The sequence below is a fragment of the Planktothrix tepida PCC 9214 genome (genome assembly GCF_900009145.1).
GTDB lineage: Bacteria > Cyanobacteriota > Cyanobacteriia > Cyanobacteriales > Microcoleaceae > Planktothrix > Planktothrix tepida.
On the sequence record NZ_LN889782.1, the window covers coordinates 612,080 to 628,168 of the forward strand.

Below are 16,089 nucleotides of genomic sequence, written 5' to 3' on the forward strand. Positions count from 1 at the left end.
ATAGCTTATCTGTTGGGTTTCTCCTAAACGTGCTAACCTTAATAACACAAGACAACCCGTAGCCAAGTCAGGGTTATGTTCGAGCAAGCCAGCAAAATTCAAGACAATGGAACCCTTGTTGTTCCCGCCATCAGTCACTATGTTTGTCGAACATTAGTGAATTTTCAGCATCAACATCCTAACTGGATTAACTCCCGTTATCGTCATATTCCTTGGCAACAATCTGAATATCAATCCTCATTGATTCGTCAGCTTAATCAAGGATTAAGTCAAGCTAGACATCAAGAGGCACTATTTGTTAAACTAAAAGCCTATCTAAACCGCTTGTTCAGTGTTGAATTTTTACGTTCTCCTGAGTATAAATCCTTAATTGTTAAACTAGAACAACTCACAGACCCCGATTTAGCGTTATTGTTTGCGGATTATTCTTTAGCAAATCAATCCCCTTCTCACGGTTTATTGAATGGCAGAAGTCCCAGCGAAGTGGGTATTAGTATTTTATTACTAGATGTTGAAAATCTGCCCTTAGATTTGGAAACGGAGAAATTTTTAGAAACAATTTGCTTATATCCCGTGCAAATTAAAGTCGCCTTTGCCAATTGGCGTAGCATGGGAAAAAAAGATTTAGAATATCATCAACGGGGTTATCAATTAATTCATGTTCCCCCCGGAAAAGATAGCGCGGATTTAAAAATGTCAACGGTGGGTTCCTCGATTTTTGTTCACTATCCGACGGCAAAAGAAGTGTTAGTTTGTTCTTCAGATCTCGGTTTAACTCATTTATGTAATACCTTACAAAATCATGGGTTAACCGTTTATCAAGTGAGTAAAAATAGATCGAAAATTAGAGTGCTAAATACCCGTACAGGTCAAATCAATACTTATTCCTTAACTCCTATTCCGCCGATTCCGACTTTAGATCAATTTATTGTGCAATTACAAGAAATTATTAAATTAGAGCAAAAACGATCTCATTGCCAATGGATTAAACTAAATCGGGTTGCTTTTTTATATAAAGATAATTATCATTTAACCGTTAGCCAAGTCGTGGCTTCCCATTTTTCCGATTATCAAGGCCGAGATATCTTTGTCAAAAATCCCCATATTTTTGTCGTTCATCAACCTTCTGAAAAATCTCCCAGCTATGTCACCTTATTTGAGATTCAACCTTCCTCAACTCAACCCCACACTTTACCCGAAACAGAATTCTCTCAACTTCCTGTAATTGAGTCTTTAGAAGATCTGGAAAATGCCTTAATTGCAATTATGCAGGAATTAACCTTAAATTCTTCTGAAAATCATGTTTCTTTATCAATTTTAGGCAGTCAATTCAATCGAAAATATGGAATTCCGATTACTCAAATCATCAAGAAATTAAGATTAGGAGGCAATTTTCAAAAGCTCTTAACTTTAAGCAATTCTTTTAATTTAGAAAAAACCGATAAAGATTGGAGAGTTAAATTACAATCCCCCTAGAAGTGTAACCTAGCACGTCTCTACAAAATTGACAAGATTTGTTATACTAAGAACAATCGTTAAGAAATGTAAAGAATGATGAATCACAAAGTCGTTGTTATTGTCGGCGCAACGGGAGGCATCGGAGCAACCGTTGCTCGAAAATTAGCCCAAAACGGAACCAAACTGGTCTTAGCCGCCAGAAATAGTACGAAATTGGAAACCTTGGCGAAAAACTTAGAAACAACGGAAGTATTACCCGTTTCTACAGATATCACCGACCCCCAACAAGTAGAAGGTTTAATGCAAAAAACCGCCGATTATTTTGGTCAAATTGATATCTTAGTTAATGCTGCGGGTGCAGGAATTTTGAAACAGTGGAATAAAATTGAACCTGCTGATTTAGATGCCATGTTAAATCTTAATTTAAAGGGATCTGTTTATACCTGTCAAGCTGCTGCTAATATTATGAAGCAGCAAAAATCAGGACATATTTGTAACGTTGTCGGGATTTTAGGCAAACATTCAATGGCGATGTCGAGTGCCTATTGTGCGTCTAAATTTGGATTAGTGGGGTTTAGTAAATGTTTTGCTGATGAAGTCAGACGCTATGGAATTAAAGTGACCTTATTCTATTTTGGGGGTGTAGATACTCCCTTTTGGGATAACGTCAGTTTAAAAGTTGATCGCTCAAAAATGTTGAGTGCGGAAACAGCGGCTAACTCCATTCTTTATGCGTTATCAGCAGAACCCCAAGCCATTCCAATGGAAATTAATATTCAACCCGAAAGTCATTTATTTTTCTAAAATTAATTATATTGTTGCTTATTGAACGCTGAATGATGGAGTTTGATCATGTCCATTTCTATGTTCAAGATGCCAAACGAACACGGGATTGGTTTATTCATAATCTAGGATTTCAAGGAATTGGGAGTCGGAACTGCGTTCACACCCAAACCGAAATCGTTTACCAAGGTTCAGTTTATTTTCTATTGTCTTCCCCCCTCACGTCTGAGAGTCCTGTGGCGCAATTTTTACAGGTTCATCCGTCTGGGGTGGTAGATGTTGGCTTTCAAGTTCAAGATTTAGAATTAAGGATTAAACCGCTTCTCGAACAAGGCGTTCGGGTCATTTCTCCCTTACAATCTTATTCCTATCAAGGAGAAACTTTAAAATGGTTAACCTTAGAAGGATGGCAAGGATTACGTCATACCTTCACCGAACAAACGGGGGCTCTTCCTGGAAAACTGCTTCCGGGTTTTCCTGAGCTATTTCCCCCCGCTTCTCCGGTTTTACTGTCCATTGATCACGTTGTTTTAAATGTACAATCTGGAGATCTAAAAACCGCCATTTCTTGGTATCAAAATTATTTAGGGTTTCAACCGCAACAGAGTTTTGAAATTCAAACTGAACGTTCTGGATTAAATAGTCAAGTCTTGGTTCATCCCCAAGGTCAAGTTCAGTTTCCGATTAATGAACCCACATCAGCTAATTCTCAAATTCAAGAATTTTTAGAGATTAATCGCGGTTCAGGAATTCAACATATTGCCCTAAAAACTTCAAATTTAGGGCAACAGGTTAATCATTTAAGACAAAGAGGATTATCTTTTTTAACGGTTCCCGATGAATATTATTTGCAATTACAAAACCGTTGGCATGATTCCCCCTTGTTAATCGATTGGGAACGTTTAAAAGCGGATCAAATCTTAGTTGATTGGGAACCCTTAACGCCGGAGGCGATGCTATTACAAATCTTTACCCAACCGATTTTTGAACAACCAACATTTTTCTTTGAATTTATTGAACGAAAAATTTGTACTGTTCAAGGTCAACTCCGACAAGCTCAGGGTTTTGGCGAAGGAAATTTTAAAGCCTTATTTGAAGCCATAGAACGGGAACAAATTAAACGCCAAGCTTCAATTTGAGAATCAAGTCGGATTAACCGGAAATTTCCCTGAAATAGATCATCAAGCGATTCAGGAGAATGAACCCTGAATTGAGAGGTTATCGTTCTCTCAAAGGCCTGAAGTAGACTCAAGGGTCTAAAAACCCTTAGAACTTATGTTAGAACAGAGGTAAAGACAATTTTAGTCGGGAACCCCCATCACGCCAAAACAGAAAGAAATAAAGCCTCTACCCCCCTACTTTATCCCTATTCATCTAAAATTTTGGAGACTTCTAATGACAACTGCTGCTAATTTAATTCGGATTGCTGCTGGTGAAGTGGGGTATGCGGAATATCCTGCTGGTAGTAATGGTAATAAGTATGGCCAATGGTACGGGATGAATTACGTTCCTTGGTGTGCAATTTTTGTATCCTACTGTTTTGATAAAATTGGTTTACCCCTGCCGATTAGAAGTGCTAAAGGATTCGCCTACTGTCCCGATGGGGTGTCTTGGTTTAGAAATCGGGGTCAATGGTTTTACGATGCCAGAGTTGGGGATGTGGTATTTTTTTGTTGGCGAGGAGATGGAATTGCAGATCATGTTGGCATTGTGGAATCCGTTAAATCCGATGGCAGTATTATCAGTATTGAAGGGAATACAGGAGTCGGAAATGATGCGAATGGAGGGGAAGTCATGCGACGTTCCCGGACTCCAGGGATTATTTTAGGTTTCGGACGTCCCCCCTATACCAATCCTGTCGCCTCCCAAACTCAAGCGTCTCGTCCGACCACACCAACCCCCACTCCACCCCAACGTGAAGTTGTTAAGGTTCCACCCAATTATCATAAAGATTTAGTTGATCGGTTAATAGGGGGTAAATCGGATAAAGCACAGAAAAAATAAATAACAGAAAAACGAATTAAGCGATATTTTATGGCTCATGAATTCTACAACTTTCACGATTGATAGTCGCATCCTCGACTGGTTAGCAGTATTCGGATACTTGAGTATTCTACTATTCGTGATGTGGAAGGTTTTGAATACTCAAAAGAAATCAGAATAACCCAGTTTTTAAGGATTACTAAGACCGGACAAAAAGGGTAAGGCTGCTAATCCTAAATATTGAATTCCTTCCGGGGTAACTTCAAACCGACAAGGTAAGATTTCTACCCCTTCTGAAATGGCAGTTCTTAAAAGTTGACCATAAACCGGGTCTGCCATATCTCCGGGGGCAAATTCGGTACAATCTCCACGATTAATAAAATATAACATCACCGCACGAGCGCCTTGTTTAACAATTTCAATTAATTCCTTTAAATGTTTTTGTCCTCGTTCTGTTACGGTATCAGGAAATAAAGCGATTTTTCCCTTACACCAAGTCGTATTTTTCACTTCTAAATAAATCGGTTTATCCTCCCCTTTCAAGACAAAATCGACCCGACTTTTTAAATCTATTCCATAGGGAACTTCTTTCTTAATTTCGCTATAATTTCCTAAGTCGGGAAATAACCGTTCTATTAAGGCTAAATGAATGACTTTGTTGGGTAAGGCGGTATTAATTCCAACCCACGTTAATTGCTGACCGAAGGGGTCAACCTCCGAGGTTAACTGAATTAACTCCCAAGTATAGGGATATTTACGAGTTTTCCCGGCGTTGTGAGACACCATCACCGGGTTTCCAGGGATGCAAACCCCTGTCATGGGCCCAGTATTGGGACAATGGGCCGTGATGACCTCTCCAGAGGTTAACTCAATATCCGCTAAAAATCGTTTATAGCGTTTCAATAAAACCCCAGACTCAAGGGAGGGATAGCGATACAAATAAGAATCCATGATGAACTTGTTTGAATATTGGTCAATTCCCGATTAAACTAGGGTTTGCATTTTAACCCCTGTGGATGTTTCGTGTCAGAAGAACCAAAACGCTCTCGTTCGTTAGTCGGAATTGCCACTATTGTTGCAGTTGCCACCCTGATTAGTAAAGTCTTTGGCTTAGTTCGTCAACAAGTGATGGCGGCGGCGTTTGGTGTGGGGCCAGCCATTGATGCTTATAATTATGCTTATGTTATCCCCGGATTTTTATTAATATTATTAGGGGGAATTAACGGCCCCTTTCATAGTGCCATTGTCAGTGCGTTAGCAAATCGAGACCGCAAAGATGCAGAAGCTTTAGTAGAGACGGTTTCTACATTAGTCGGAATATTTTTATTAATTATAACAGTCGGATTAGTCATTTTTGCCACTCCTTTAATTGATTTAATGGCTCCGGGTTTAATGCTAACACCGGAAGGAATAGCGACTCGAAGTATTGCCATAGAACAGTTAAAAATCATGGCTCCGATGGCGTTATTTGCTGGGTTAATTGGCATTGGATTTGGCACGTTAAATGCGGCGGATATGTATTGGCTGCCATCGATTAGTCCATTATTTTCCAGTGCGGCTTTAATCTTAGGATTAGGGGTATTAATTGGAATTTTAGGGGATGATGTTGATAGCCCTAAATATATGGTTTTAGGGGGAGAAGTTTTAGCGTGGTCAACTTTAGCAGGGGCAGTTTTACAATGGTTAATTCAAGTTCCGGCGATGTGGAAATCGGGGTTAGGAACCTTACGACTCCGATTTAATTTTAAAATTCCAGGGTTAGAAGATGTGATGAAAGTCATGTTACCCGCTACATTATCATCAGGAATGTTACAAATTAATGTCTATACGGATTTATTTTTTGCCTCTTATATTCCCCAAGCTGCATCAGCAATGGGCTATTCTGGGTTATTAGTCCAAACTCCCTTGGGAATCATTTCTAATATGATTTTGGTTCCGTTTTTACCGCTTTTTGCTCGATTAAGAGATCCTGAAAACTGGCCAGAATTAAAAGACCGCATTCGTCAGTCGTTAATTTTAACGGCAATTACGATGTTACCCTTAAGTACATTAATGGTGGCTTTAGCCTTACCGACGGTGAGAATTGTTTATGAACGGTATGCGTTTAATTTAGAAGCATCGGAGTTTGTCGCCTCAATTTTAGTGGCTTATTCGGTGGGGATGTTCTTTTATTTAGGACGAGATGTATTAGTCCGAGTGTTCTATGGGTTAGGAGATGGAGAAACCCCATTTAGAGTTAGTATTTTTAATATTTTATTAAATGGGGTATTAGATTTTATTTTAGTTAAATTTTGGGGCGCACCGGGTTTAGTGTTAGCAACTGTTTCCGTAAATGTTGTCTCAATGGGGATGTTTTTATGGCTCTTACATATTAGATTAAATGGTTTACCCTGGCGAGAGTGGAGTTTACCGTTTTTGGGATTAACAATAATTAGTTTAATTTCTGGTGCAGCCAGTTGGGGAACCTTACAAGGGTTAAGATTGTTAATTAGTAGTAATGACTTTTTGATATTATTAATGGAATTAGTAATTCCGGGTATTGTCGGAATAGTCGTTTTTTCAATCTTAATTCTATTTTTAAGATTACCCGAAGTGGATTTATTAGTGTCTCGACTCCGCCAAAAGTTTCAAAGGTAGAAATCAAGAAATCGGGTTTCTGTAGTAAGCTTTGATATAATTCCCCAAATAACACTAAGAAACCCGGTTTCTGGAACTCTCGTCAACGGTCAACTATTCTGCATTTTTTCTCATATTTCTACGCAAAATCCACAGTCCAAACCAAATCACTAAACTTAATAACACAATTTTAGAAACGGGGCCTAAATATTCATCGACTAAATCATAATGCTCTCCCAATAAATAGCCTGCCCCTGTTAAGAAACTCACCCAAAGGGCTGTGCCAATGGTAGAATAAATCAGAAAGGGAATTAATGGCATATCGTTGAGACCCGCAGGTAAGGAAATGATAGTTCTAACCCCAGGAACTAAACGACATAAAAAAACGGCCACGCCGCCATATCGAGTAAACCAATTATTTGCTTTATCGATATCTGCACCTGACACTGTAATCCATTTTCCATATTTATCTGCTAACTGTCTTAAACGTTCTTCTCCAACGAATTTACCTGCATAATACCAAGGAAATGCCCCTAATATTGTTCCGATAATTCCCGCTAAAATAGCAGGTATCATTTCCATTTTTCCTTGGGAAACCGTATAACCGGCTAAGGGCATAATTAACTCAGACGGAATGGGGGGAAACAGATTTTCTAAAAACATTAATAAACCAATTCCCAGATATCCCAGGGAAACCATTGTATTCGTAATCCATTCAGTCATAATCTTTTTTTAAAGTGTAGTTGCTCAAATTTAGAAACCGGGTTTCTGAAGGAAAAATTTGATTTTATTCCCTAAATAAAACTCAGAAACCCGGTTTCTGGGGTAAAACCTATCTCACTCTAAACTTAATTTATGTTCCTGATGTCCAAGAGTTGATATACTCAATTTGTTCGGCGGTGAGGCTATCAATTTTAATCCCCATTGCCACCAGTTTCAAACGCGCAATTTCTTCATCAACATCCTTGGGAATGGAATGAATACCTGCTTCTAATTCGCCTTTATTTTTGACTAAATATTCACAAGCTAAAGCTTGGTTGGCGAAACTCATATCCATCACCGCACTCGGATGTCCTTCGGCGGCGGCTAAGTTAATTAAACGACCTTCTCCTAACACAACAACGGATTTACCTGTGTTGAGTTTATATTCTTGGGTGAAGTTACGAACTTCTTTAATTTCCGTTGATTTAGCGGCTAAGGTTTTCAGGTCAATTTCAATATCAAAGTGACCCGAATTACACACCATGGCGCCATCTTTCATCACATCAAAATGTTCACCGCGAATAACGTGCTTATTCCCTGTAACGGTAATAAAAATATCGCCCAGAGGTGCAGCTTCTTCCATAGGCATCACGCGGAAACCATCCATCACCGCTTCAATGGCGCGAACAGAGTCAATTTCCGTTACAATCACATTAGCACCTAAACCCCGTGCCCGCAGTGCTGTACCTTTTCCGCACCAACCATAACCCGCAACGACAATATTTTTACCCGCTAACAAAACGTTAGTGGCGCGGATAATTCCATCTAAAGTTGATTGACCTGTGCCATAACGGTTATCAAAGAAATGTTTGGTATCAGCATCATTAACGTTCATGGCGGGGAAGGTTAACACGCTATCTCTTAACATCGCTTTTAAACGCACAATTCCGGTTGTGGTTTCTTCCGTTGTGCCAATAATATCTTGAATTTGATCTTGACGTTCTTGAATTAAGGTCGCCACCACATCACTACCATCATCAATAATAATATTAGGACGATGATCTAAAGCTTTCTGTACATGACGAGTATAGGTTTCGGCGTCTTCCCCTTTAATGGCATAAACCGGAATTCCGTAGTCAACAACTAAACTCGCTGCAACATCATCCTGAGTAGACAAAGGGTTACTGGCAATTAACACCGCATCGGCACCACCCAATTTTAAAGCAATGGCTAAATGAGCGGTTTCTGTTGTAACGTGGCAACAGGCGGCTAACCGCAGACCTGCAAAGGGTTTTTCTTGGGCAAAGCGTTCTTGAATCAAGCGCAGCACAGGCATTTCACGTCCTGCCCATTCAATGCGTTGTTTTCCTTTCGGCGCGAGAGAGGGGTCTTTAATTTCGTAGTTTGTACGGACAGTTGTTGCAGTCATGTAGTTGTTTCCTAGACAGACAAATCGTTTCCAGTTTCAAGAGGATGCTAAACTTGAGCACCCTGTTGCTGACGTCCCTATGCAACGGAGGGTTCCTCGTCAGAATTCGCACAATTGTTGCAATTTATTAACATAAAGCCTAGCGCGAAAGGTGTCATTCGGCCATAGGTGACATCCAGAAACCGGGTTTCTATTGATTTAACAAACAATTCAACACAAAAACCACACAAGGAACGGTCACACTATTCCCAATTAACCGACGAGCAGTTGAATAGGAAGTAACCATTTTAAACTCATCGGGAAACCCTTGCAAACGTAGCATTTCTCGCTCCGTTAACCGTCGTTGTCCATTCACTAATAAATAATTATAGGATGCTCCGGCTCTTAAGGCACAAGAATAAGGATAAGCACTAATATGACCTGCTTTATTTTCGTGCCAAATTGTAGGTTCAGTATCGATTTTTCCTTGATATTTTACTAAACGATTGTTACGAATTTTTTCAGAGGCATAATAAAAGTCTGAAACTTGCGGTTCTAAAATATCGCTTAAGGGTTTCATCGGTATTTTTTGAATATCCCATTGAAAGGGTAACGGTTGCCGATAACCGACAATAAAAATCCGTTCTCGTTTTTGGGGTAATCCAAAATCTAAAGCATTTAACACTTTATATTCAACAGTATAACCCAATTCTTCTAAAACTTCAATAATAGCTTTTAAGGTTTTCCCTTGGTTATGTCCAACTAATTGTTTAACGTTTTCTAAGATAAAGTAATTAGGTTTTTTACACGCTAAAATTCGAGCAATGTCAAAAAACAATGTTCCTCTGGTATCTTCAAATCCTTTAAGCTGTCCACAAATACTAAAGGGTTGACAAGGAAACCCCGCTAATAAAATATCATGATTAGGAATATCCTCAGCTTTAATTTGGGTAATATCTCCGGCGGGTTGTTCCCCGAAATTCATCTGATAGATGTTTTGAGCATCAGAATCAATATCGCAAGAAAAAACACAGACTGGCTTAATATTCCCAGGTCTTAAGGCTTGATTAATAGCAATTCTAAATCCACCAATTCCACAAAACAAATCAATATATCTCATTGCTAATTACGACGTTCAGATTCTTTTTTAATCGCCTCCAGAGTATTTTTTAAGCTACTTTCATAAACATTATAAAATAAGGTTCGGCTTGGAGTTGAACCTGGTTCAACATTAACTTGATGTAGAATTCTGACTTGTTTTGCAGAAATGGGTTCAATTTTCCAACTTCCTTCTAACCCTTTCAAATCTCCTTCAAGCAGTTTAAAATCAATTTCTTTAGGATAGGTTTCAGTAGCAGATATACGCAATCTTGTTGTTTGATCAAAAACAAAGGCTTGTATTTTATACACCTGTTCAAAAATTTTTTGATTTCCTTGAGATTTTAATAAATGGCTACTAATCACATTCGGTAAAAAATGATAAAAATTATTATAATCTGTTAATACTTTCCAACTGGTATCTGCCGAACTATTAACAATAATTTGAGCTTTATATTGTCCATTTTTTCCGGTTAAACTTGCCCCTTGAGATTGACTAGCAATTACGGCGGAAGGAACCCATTCCGCTAGAGTCAGAGGACTATTGATTAGAGTTAGACTTAAACCAACCGCAGCAACCCATGTTGTTAGAAATTTCTGAGGTTTTTGGAGATCAAACTTAAAAGCCATGGGTGAGTTACTGCGATGTAAAATCGCGTTTAGAATAAATGTTAACTAGATAGATTATAACAAATTTCTATTATTCTTACAGTGTCTAGTAGCTTTATGATCCAGAAAGAAATGCACCCTCAACTCAATTAATTATTAATCGTGAACAAAATGTTAGCTGAGATGGTTCTTCAGTATTGACAAACATAGACTAACATCTGTTGAGTTGCATTACTTTGGGGCGAATAAGTGGTATCATATTCTAGGACATACCAAGTATTGTTATTACAATTTGCGGCTGCATGAAGGGTTTCATTTCCAATGGTATAAATAAATCGCTTTCCTTCTTTTCCCGCATAAATACTATCTGCGTCAACGGAAATGTCTTCTCCGGTATCTGCTTTCCCCATATAAACCCAATTCTCAGCTAGGGCTGGATAGACAGCAGTAAAAAGGCTCATAATGCCGCTGACTAAGATGCTAACTTTCGCTTTATTCATCAGTTTTCCTTTTGGGGTTAGACTGTCTGTATAATAGCTGAACAATAGAGAGAAGTTGGCTAAATTTTATAGAAAATTAACCTTTACATCTTTTAATTCAGCCTTTATTATTGTTAATATATCAAGTTGATAGTCAAGTCAAAATTGACTGACTTGTAACTGATTTTTCTCTACAGCCGAGAGTTGATCTAACTGTTGCCAAACCTCTTGTAATAAGGTATCTAAACCCATTCCAGCTACCGCAGAAATCATGAAAATAGGGCTTTGATGGAATTGTTGCAATTGGGAAACCAGTGCTTGAATTTCCTCACTGTCTACATCCACCGCATCCACTTTATTAAATGCGACAATTTGAGGACGTTCTCCTAATCCTCTACCATAAGCTTTTAATTCCTCTTGAATGGTATGATAATTTTCAATCGGATTACTATCGGTAATATCAATTAAATGCAATAATACGCGAGTTCGTTCAATATGGCGTAAAAATTCATACCCTAAACCTGCCCCTAAATGAGCACCTTCAATTAACCCCGGAATATCCGCAAATACTGTTCCATCTCCCGTGGGTTTTCTCACCACTCCCAAGTTAGGAATTAAGGTGGTAAAGGGATAATCCGCAATTTTAGGACGGGCAGCCGATAACGCCGAAATCAAGGTGGATTTTCCGGCATTGGGTAAACCAATAATTCCAACTTCTGCTAATAATTTTAATTCTAATCTTAACCGTCGATTTTCTCCTTCTAAACCGGGTAAAGCGTATTCTGGAGCGCGATTTCGATTACTTAAAAAGTATTTATTCCCTAACCCTCCTTTTCCCCCGGCTGCAACACAAAGCTGTTGATTTTTTTCTACTAAATCCCCTAACATCTCATCAGTATTGGCATCATAAACAACGGTTCCCAATGGCACTTGAATCAAACGATCTTCTCCATTCGCCCCCGTCATATTTTTAGGGCCACCTCGTGTACCATGACCCGCTTGAAATTTATGATTATATTGAAAATCTAGCAAGGTTTGTAAATGTTCAACGGCGACTAATATTACTGAACCCCCTTTCCCACCATTGCCACCCGCAGGCCCCCCAGCCGGAACATATTTTTCCCGTCGAAAGGCAACAACTCCATCGCCTCCTTTTCCGCCTTCGACTTCAATTTCAACTTGATCAATAAATTGCATTTTATTTTTAGATAAATTTAGATAGGAAGTTAAACTGATAACTGATAACTGATAACTGATAACTGAATTATTAGCTGCGATTTCCTTGGAAATAATAATAGGTTGCCATGGGAACAACCGTTGCTACGATTAACAGAACCACAACAATAATTGTAGCACTGGTATCGTTGGTTTCTTCGGCGGATTTAAAGGTACTGTCAACGTTAATATTATCTTCTTCTATGGGTGCACCTGGATCAGGTTCTCCTGATAATACAGTCGCAATACGATCGCTGGCTGCAATAAACGCTTCATTATATTTATCTCCTTTACGAAGGGGATATTTTAAGGTGTCTTGGGCGACGCTTTCAGCAATTTCATTCGTTAATAAGGATTGGGTTTTTTCTCCGGTTTTAATTGCACTATTATTGTTGATTGTATCCAAAACTAACAAGGTTTGATTTGCAGCCGTTTCTGGCGTTGGAAACCATTTTTTAAACACTTGTTCAGCAAAACTATCAATAGTTTCTCCATAATCTAAACGATGAACCGTTAAAAATCGAACTTCATAGCCTGTTTTTTTTGCTAAGTCCGATAAGGTATTATTTAAACGTCCTTCCGTACTCCGGCTGAGAACGTCATCCATTTCCACAACCCAAGTATCACTAGGCGAGGATAACGCCGGAACTTGATAAACCCCTGTTGCTAAAGCTGGAGTTGTCCAAAATCCAACGATAACCGTTAAAAATAGGGAAATCATGAATCCCGGTAATAAGTTTCCCCAATTTAATCTTGTTTTAAGCTGTTGTATCATTGTCAAAATTGATGATATAAGTCCAGGGTTCCCCATATTAATTATACAAGACAATGGTTGTCCGTTGTCCCTTGTGAGTGAACTCTCAACCACCACCGGCCAACACTATCCCCAGTAACCTTATGCCAAGTTTGTTTGATGTTGAACATTTGAGGGTTGCTTATCCCCACTCCCGAACGCCGCAAAGTTGGGCTGTGAATGATGTCTCCTTTTCCCTACAACCGGGAGAACGTCTAGGACTTGTGGGAGAGTCCGGTTGTGGGAAATCCACCATTGGGCGGGCGGTGATGCGGTTGTTACCCACCACCAGCCAAATTGAAGGACAAGTGAGATTTGAAGGACAACCCGTGTTTGATATGGATGCAAAACGGTTGCGTCAGTTTCGCGGGGAAGCTGTGGCTTTAGTTTTTCAAGATCCCATGACTCGCCTTGACCCGTTGATGACCATTGGTGATCATTGTTTAGAAACGTTAAAAGCCCATCGTCCGCAATTATCCAATTCTCAAGCTAAAAATAAAGCTTTAGAAATATTAGAAGCGGTGAAAATTCCTGCAAATCGTTGGTCACAATATCCCCATGAATTTAGTGGCGGAATGCGTCAACGGGTAGCGATCGCTTTAGCTTTATTATTAGATCCCAAATTAATTGTTGCGGATGAACCGACCACCAGTTTAGATGTCACCGTTTCGGCTCAAATTTTAAAGGAATTAACTCGACTTTGTGAACAACGAGGAACCGCAATTTTATTAATTTCCCATGATTTAGCAATGGTCGGGGAATATTGCCATAAAATCGCCGTGATGTACCAAGGAAAAATGGTTGAAATGGGAGCATCTCAAACGGTTTTTCAATCTCCCCAACATCCCTACACCCAATCTTTATTAAAATCGGCGTTACATTTACAGGATATTGAAAATAAAGAAGCAAATCCGACTTTGGAAACGCCTGGTTCCTCTTCTCAACCTTTATTATCCCTGAAAAATGTACAACAATATTATACCCTAGAATCAAGCTTTTTACAACAATTGTTTTCCAAGCAAAAGAAATCCGTAATTAAAGCTGTTGATGGAATCAATTTAGAATTATATCCAGGGGAAATATTAGGTTTAGTCGGAGAGTCAGGTTGTGGAAAAAGTACCCTCTCCCGAACGATTTTACAACTGATTCGCGCCACTAACGGCAGTGTTGAATTTTTAGGCACTGATTTAACTCAATTATCCCGTGAACAGGTACGAAAATATCGCCGTCAAATGCAAATGGTGTTTCAAGATCCCCATGCTTGTTTAAATCCCATGATGACCGTTGGTGAAAGTATTGCTGACCCGCTTTTAATTCATCAATTAGCAACACCAGAGGAGGCAAAAACACAAGTTTTAACCATGTTAGATCGGGTAGGATTAACACCTACTGAGGAATATTATCAACGCTATCCAGGGGAATTATCCGGTGGACAACAACAACGAGTTGCGATCGCGAGAGCCTTAATGACTCATCCAAAATTATTAATTTGTGATGAACCTGTCAGTATGTTAGATGCCAGTGTTCAAGCTCAAGTTTTAGAATTAATGTTAGAATTAAAACAAGAGTTTAATTTAACCTATTTATTTATTACCCATGATTTGTGGGTAGCGAGGTTTTTATGCGATCGCATTGCGGTGATGAATGGAGGTAAAATTGTTGAATTAGGGGCAACAGAAGACATCTTTACTAATCCTCAACATCCCTATACCCAAACTTTATTATCGGCTGTTCCTTCCCTTTCTAAATTAGAGCAGGAAATAATTTAAAAGATGAAAAAATTAGTCTTAATTGGTGGAGGACATAGCCATGCGATCGCCCTGAAAAAATGGGGGATTAATCCTTTATCAGAAGTTGAATTAACCTTAATTACCAATGTTGTTAAAACTCCTTATTCAGGAATGTTACCCGGTTATATTGCCGGGTTTTATACCTTTGAGCAATGTCATATTGATTTACCATCCTTAGCTGAATTTGCTCAAGCCAAACTTTATATTGATCAAGCCATTAATTTAGATTTAGAAAAAAATCTAGTGATTTGTGAAAATCATTCTCCTATTCCCTTTGATCTTGTATCTATTGATATTGGAAGTACCCCCGCAACCTTAACCATTCCCGGCGCAATAGAACATACTATTGCTGTTAAACCCATCTCCAAATTTTTGCAATATTGGCAGCAGTTAGTTGATGAAATTCAGCAAAATCCTGAACAAAAAATCCGGTTAGCTATTATTGGGGGAGGTGCGGGAGGAGTAGAATTAGCGTTTAATATTCATCGTCATCTCACGCAAATTTATCAACAAGCCAATCAACCTTTAAATCAGTTAGAATTACATCTGATACATCAAGGTGAACGCTTATTATCTGAACGTCACCCGTCCTTAAGTCAAAAAGTAGAAACTTTGCTGAAAAAGCTTCAGATTAATTTACACTTAAATCAAACCGTTGATCAAGTTGAAGCAACTGAAAATTCTATTAAAAAAATTAGCTGTAAATCAGGATTAACCTTAGACTGCGATCGCATTTTTTGGGTAACACAAGCATCAGCATCCCCTTGGTTAAAACAAACCGATCTAGCAACCAATGAACAAGGATTTATTCGAGTCAATGATAACTTACAATCTATTTCCCATCCCCAAGTTTTCGCCGCCGGAGATATCGCCACAATGGTTAATTATCCCCGACCCAAAGCCGGAGTTTTTGCAGTTCGTCAAGGTCAACCCTTATTAGAAAATTTAAAACGAAGTTTACAAGAAAAACCCCTCAAACCCTTTATCCCTCAACAGGAATTTTTAATTTTAATTGGTACAGGAGATCGAAAAGCGATCGCCTCTAAGGGATGGTTTAATATAGGGCCGAATTCGTTATTATGGCGATGGAAAGATTATATTGATCAAAAGTTTATAAAACAGTTTAAAACCTAAATTAAAAGTAGAGACGTGCCT

At 38.8% G+C, this 16,089-nt stretch carries 16 protein-coding genes; 8 read left to right on the forward strand and 8 right to left on the reverse strand.

The window, feature by feature from the left end; translation table 11 throughout:
• Window positions 1-75: 75 nt before the first annotated feature.
• From PL9214_RS05630 to PL9214_RS32665, 5 genes are all read left to right on the forward strand, one after another.
• Window positions 76-1,476, forward strand: a complete 1,401-nt coding sequence (locus tag PL9214_RS05630) for an NYN domain-containing protein (RefSeq protein ID WP_072717837.1) — start codon at window positions 76-78, stop codon at window positions 1,474-1,476.
• A gap of 75 nt (window positions 1,477-1,551) precedes the next feature.
• The gene (locus PL9214_RS05635) at window positions 1,552-2,262 is read left to right on the forward strand and encodes an SDR family oxidoreductase (protein ID WP_367400262.1); all 711 of its coding nucleotides are present in this window, start codon (window positions 1,552-1,554) and stop codon (window positions 2,260-2,262) included.
• A 32-nt stretch (window positions 2,263-2,294) separates the two neighbouring features.
• Window positions 2,295-3,380, forward strand: a complete 1,086-nt coding sequence (gene hppD / locus PL9214_RS05640; RefSeq protein ID WP_367400263.1) for a 4-hydroxyphenylpyruvate dioxygenase — start codon at window positions 2,295-2,297, stop codon at window positions 3,378-3,380.
• Between the two features lie 256 nt (window positions 3,381-3,636).
• Entirely contained in the window at window positions 3,637-4,245 is a 609-nt protein-coding gene (locus PL9214_RS05645) for a CHAP domain-containing protein (protein ID WP_072717839.1), read from the forward strand.
• Between the two features lie 37 nt (window positions 4,246-4,282).
• Window positions 4,283-4,405, forward strand: coding sequence for a hypothetical protein (locus tag PL9214_RS32665; protein WP_255528402.1), 123 nt, complete (start codon window positions 4,283-4,285; stop codon window positions 4,403-4,405).
• Window positions 4,406-4,413: 8 nt separating this feature from the next.
• On the opposite strand, the gene sfsA is transcribed toward PL9214_RS32665, so the two are convergent.
• The gene (gene sfsA / locus PL9214_RS05650) at window positions 4,414-5,175 is read right to left on the reverse strand and encodes a DNA/RNA nuclease SfsA (protein WP_072717840.1); all 762 of its coding nucleotides are present in this window, start codon (window positions 5,173-5,175) and stop codon (window positions 4,414-4,416) included.
• A 72-nt stretch (window positions 5,176-5,247) separates the two neighbouring features.
• Between sfsA and murJ the strand changes: the two genes are divergently transcribed.
• Window positions 5,248-6,861: a murein biosynthesis integral membrane protein MurJ gene (gene murJ, locus PL9214_RS05655; protein WP_072717841.1), complete on the forward strand. Its 1,614-nt coding sequence runs from the start codon at window positions 5,248-5,250 to the stop codon at window positions 6,859-6,861.
• Window positions 6,862-6,954: 93 nt separating this feature from the next.
• Here murJ and PL9214_RS05660 read toward each other — a convergent pair whose 3' ends face one another.
• The 7 genes from PL9214_RS05660 to psb32 all read right to left on the reverse strand — a co-directional run bounded on the left by PL9214_RS05660 (window position 6,955) and on the right by psb32 (window position 13,126).
• On the reverse strand, window positions 6,955-7,563 hold the full coding sequence (locus PL9214_RS05660) for a DedA family protein (protein WP_072717842.1): 609 nt from the start codon (window positions 7,561-7,563) through the stop codon (window positions 6,955-6,957).
• Between the two features lie 130 nt (window positions 7,564-7,693).
• Window positions 7,694-8,971, reverse strand: a complete 1,278-nt coding sequence (ahcY, locus tag PL9214_RS05665) for an adenosylhomocysteinase (protein WP_072717843.1) — start codon at window positions 8,969-8,971, stop codon at window positions 7,694-7,696.
• Window positions 8,972-9,161: 190 nt separating this feature from the next.
• Window positions 9,162-10,070, reverse strand: a complete 909-nt coding sequence (locus PL9214_RS05670) for a DNA cytosine methyltransferase (RefSeq protein ID WP_072717844.1) — start codon at window positions 10,068-10,070, stop codon at window positions 9,162-9,164.
• 2 nt (window positions 10,071-10,072) lie between these two features.
• Complete coding sequence (locus PL9214_RS05675) at window positions 10,073-10,678, reverse strand: SRPBCC family protein (protein ID WP_072717845.1); 606 nt, start codon at window positions 10,676-10,678, stop codon at window positions 10,073-10,075.
• Between the two features lie 170 nt (window positions 10,679-10,848).
• The gene (locus tag PL9214_RS05680) at window positions 10,849-11,118 is read right to left on the reverse strand and encodes a hypothetical protein (RefSeq protein ID WP_245824181.1); all 270 of its coding nucleotides are present in this window, start codon (window positions 11,116-11,118) and stop codon (window positions 10,849-10,851) included.
• 177 nt (window positions 11,119-11,295) lie between these two features.
• The gene (gene obgE, locus PL9214_RS05685; protein WP_072718675.1) at window positions 11,296-12,333 is read right to left on the reverse strand and encodes a GTPase ObgE; all 1,038 of its coding nucleotides are present in this window, start codon (window positions 12,331-12,333) and stop codon (window positions 11,296-11,298) included.
• Window positions 12,334-12,403: 70 nt separating this feature from the next.
• A complete protein-coding gene (gene psb32 / locus PL9214_RS05690; protein ID WP_072717847.1) occupies window positions 12,404-13,126 on the reverse strand; it encodes a photosystem II repair protein Psb32 in 723 nt (240 codons plus the stop codon).
• A 122-nt stretch (window positions 13,127-13,248) separates the two neighbouring features.
• On the opposite strand from psb32, the gene PL9214_RS05695 reads away from it, so the two are divergent.
• The gene (locus tag PL9214_RS05695) at window positions 13,249-14,913 is read left to right on the forward strand and encodes an ABC transporter ATP-binding protein (protein ID WP_072717848.1); all 1,665 of its coding nucleotides are present in this window, start codon (window positions 13,249-13,251) and stop codon (window positions 14,911-14,913) included.
• Between the two features lie 3 nt (window positions 14,914-14,916).
• On the forward strand, window positions 14,917-16,068 hold the full coding sequence (locus PL9214_RS05700) for an FAD-dependent oxidoreductase (RefSeq protein ID WP_072717849.1): 1,152 nt from the start codon (window positions 14,917-14,919) through the stop codon (window positions 16,066-16,068).
• Window positions 16,069-16,089: the final 21 nt, after the last annotated feature.

Excerpts from the sequence above, each read along its gene's own strand:
- PL9214_RS05630 (WP_072717837.1), top strand. The coding sequence starts at position 76 with ATGTTCGAGCAAGCCAGCAAAATTCAAGACAATGGAACCCTTGTTGTT.
- PL9214_RS05635 (WP_367400262.1), top strand. The coding sequence starts at position 1,552 with ATGATGAATCACAAAGTCGTTGTTATTGTCGGCGCAACGGGAGGCATC.
- hppD (WP_367400263.1), top strand. The coding sequence starts at position 2,295 with ATGATGGAGTTTGATCATGTCCATTTCTATGTTCAAGATGCCAAACGA.
- PL9214_RS05645 (WP_072717839.1), top strand. The coding sequence starts at position 3,637 with ATGACAACTGCTGCTAATTTAATTCGGATTGCTGCTGGTGAAGTGGGG.
- PL9214_RS32665 (WP_255528402.1), top strand. The coding sequence starts at position 4,283 with ATGAATTCTACAACTTTCACGATTGATAGTCGCATCCTCGACTGGTTA.
- sfsA (WP_072717840.1), bottom strand. The coding sequence starts at position 5,175 with ATGGATTCTTATTTGTATCGCTATCCCTCCCTTGAGTCTGGGGTTTTA.
- PL9214_RS05660 (WP_072717842.1), bottom strand. The coding sequence starts at position 7,563 with ATGACTGAATGGATTACGAATACAATGGTTTCCCTGGGATATCTGGGA.
- ahcY (WP_072717843.1), bottom strand. The coding sequence starts at position 8,971 with ATGACTGCAACAACTGTCCGTACAAACTACGAAATTAAAGACCCCTCT.
- PL9214_RS05670 (WP_072717844.1), bottom strand. The coding sequence starts at position 10,070 with ATGAGATATATTGATTTGTTTTGTGGAATTGGTGGATTTAGAATTGCT.
- PL9214_RS05675 (WP_072717845.1), bottom strand. The coding sequence starts at position 10,678 with ATGGCTTTTAAGTTTGATCTCCAAAAACCTCAGAAATTTCTAACAACA.
- PL9214_RS05680 (WP_245824181.1), bottom strand. The coding sequence starts at position 11,118 with ATGAGCCTTTTTACTGCTGTCTATCCAGCCCTAGCTGAGAATTGGGTT.
- obgE (WP_072718675.1), bottom strand. The coding sequence starts at position 12,333 with ATGCAATTTATTGATCAAGTTGAAATTGAAGTCGAAGGCGGAAAAGGA.
- psb32 (WP_072717847.1), bottom strand. The coding sequence starts at position 13,126 with ATGATACAACAGCTTAAAACAAGATTAAATTGGGGAAACTTATTACCG.
- PL9214_RS05695 (WP_072717848.1), top strand. The coding sequence starts at position 13,249 with ATGCCAAGTTTGTTTGATGTTGAACATTTGAGGGTTGCTTATCCCCAC.
- PL9214_RS05700 (WP_072717849.1), top strand. The coding sequence starts at position 14,917 with ATGAAAAAATTAGTCTTAATTGGTGGAGGACATAGCCATGCGATCGCC.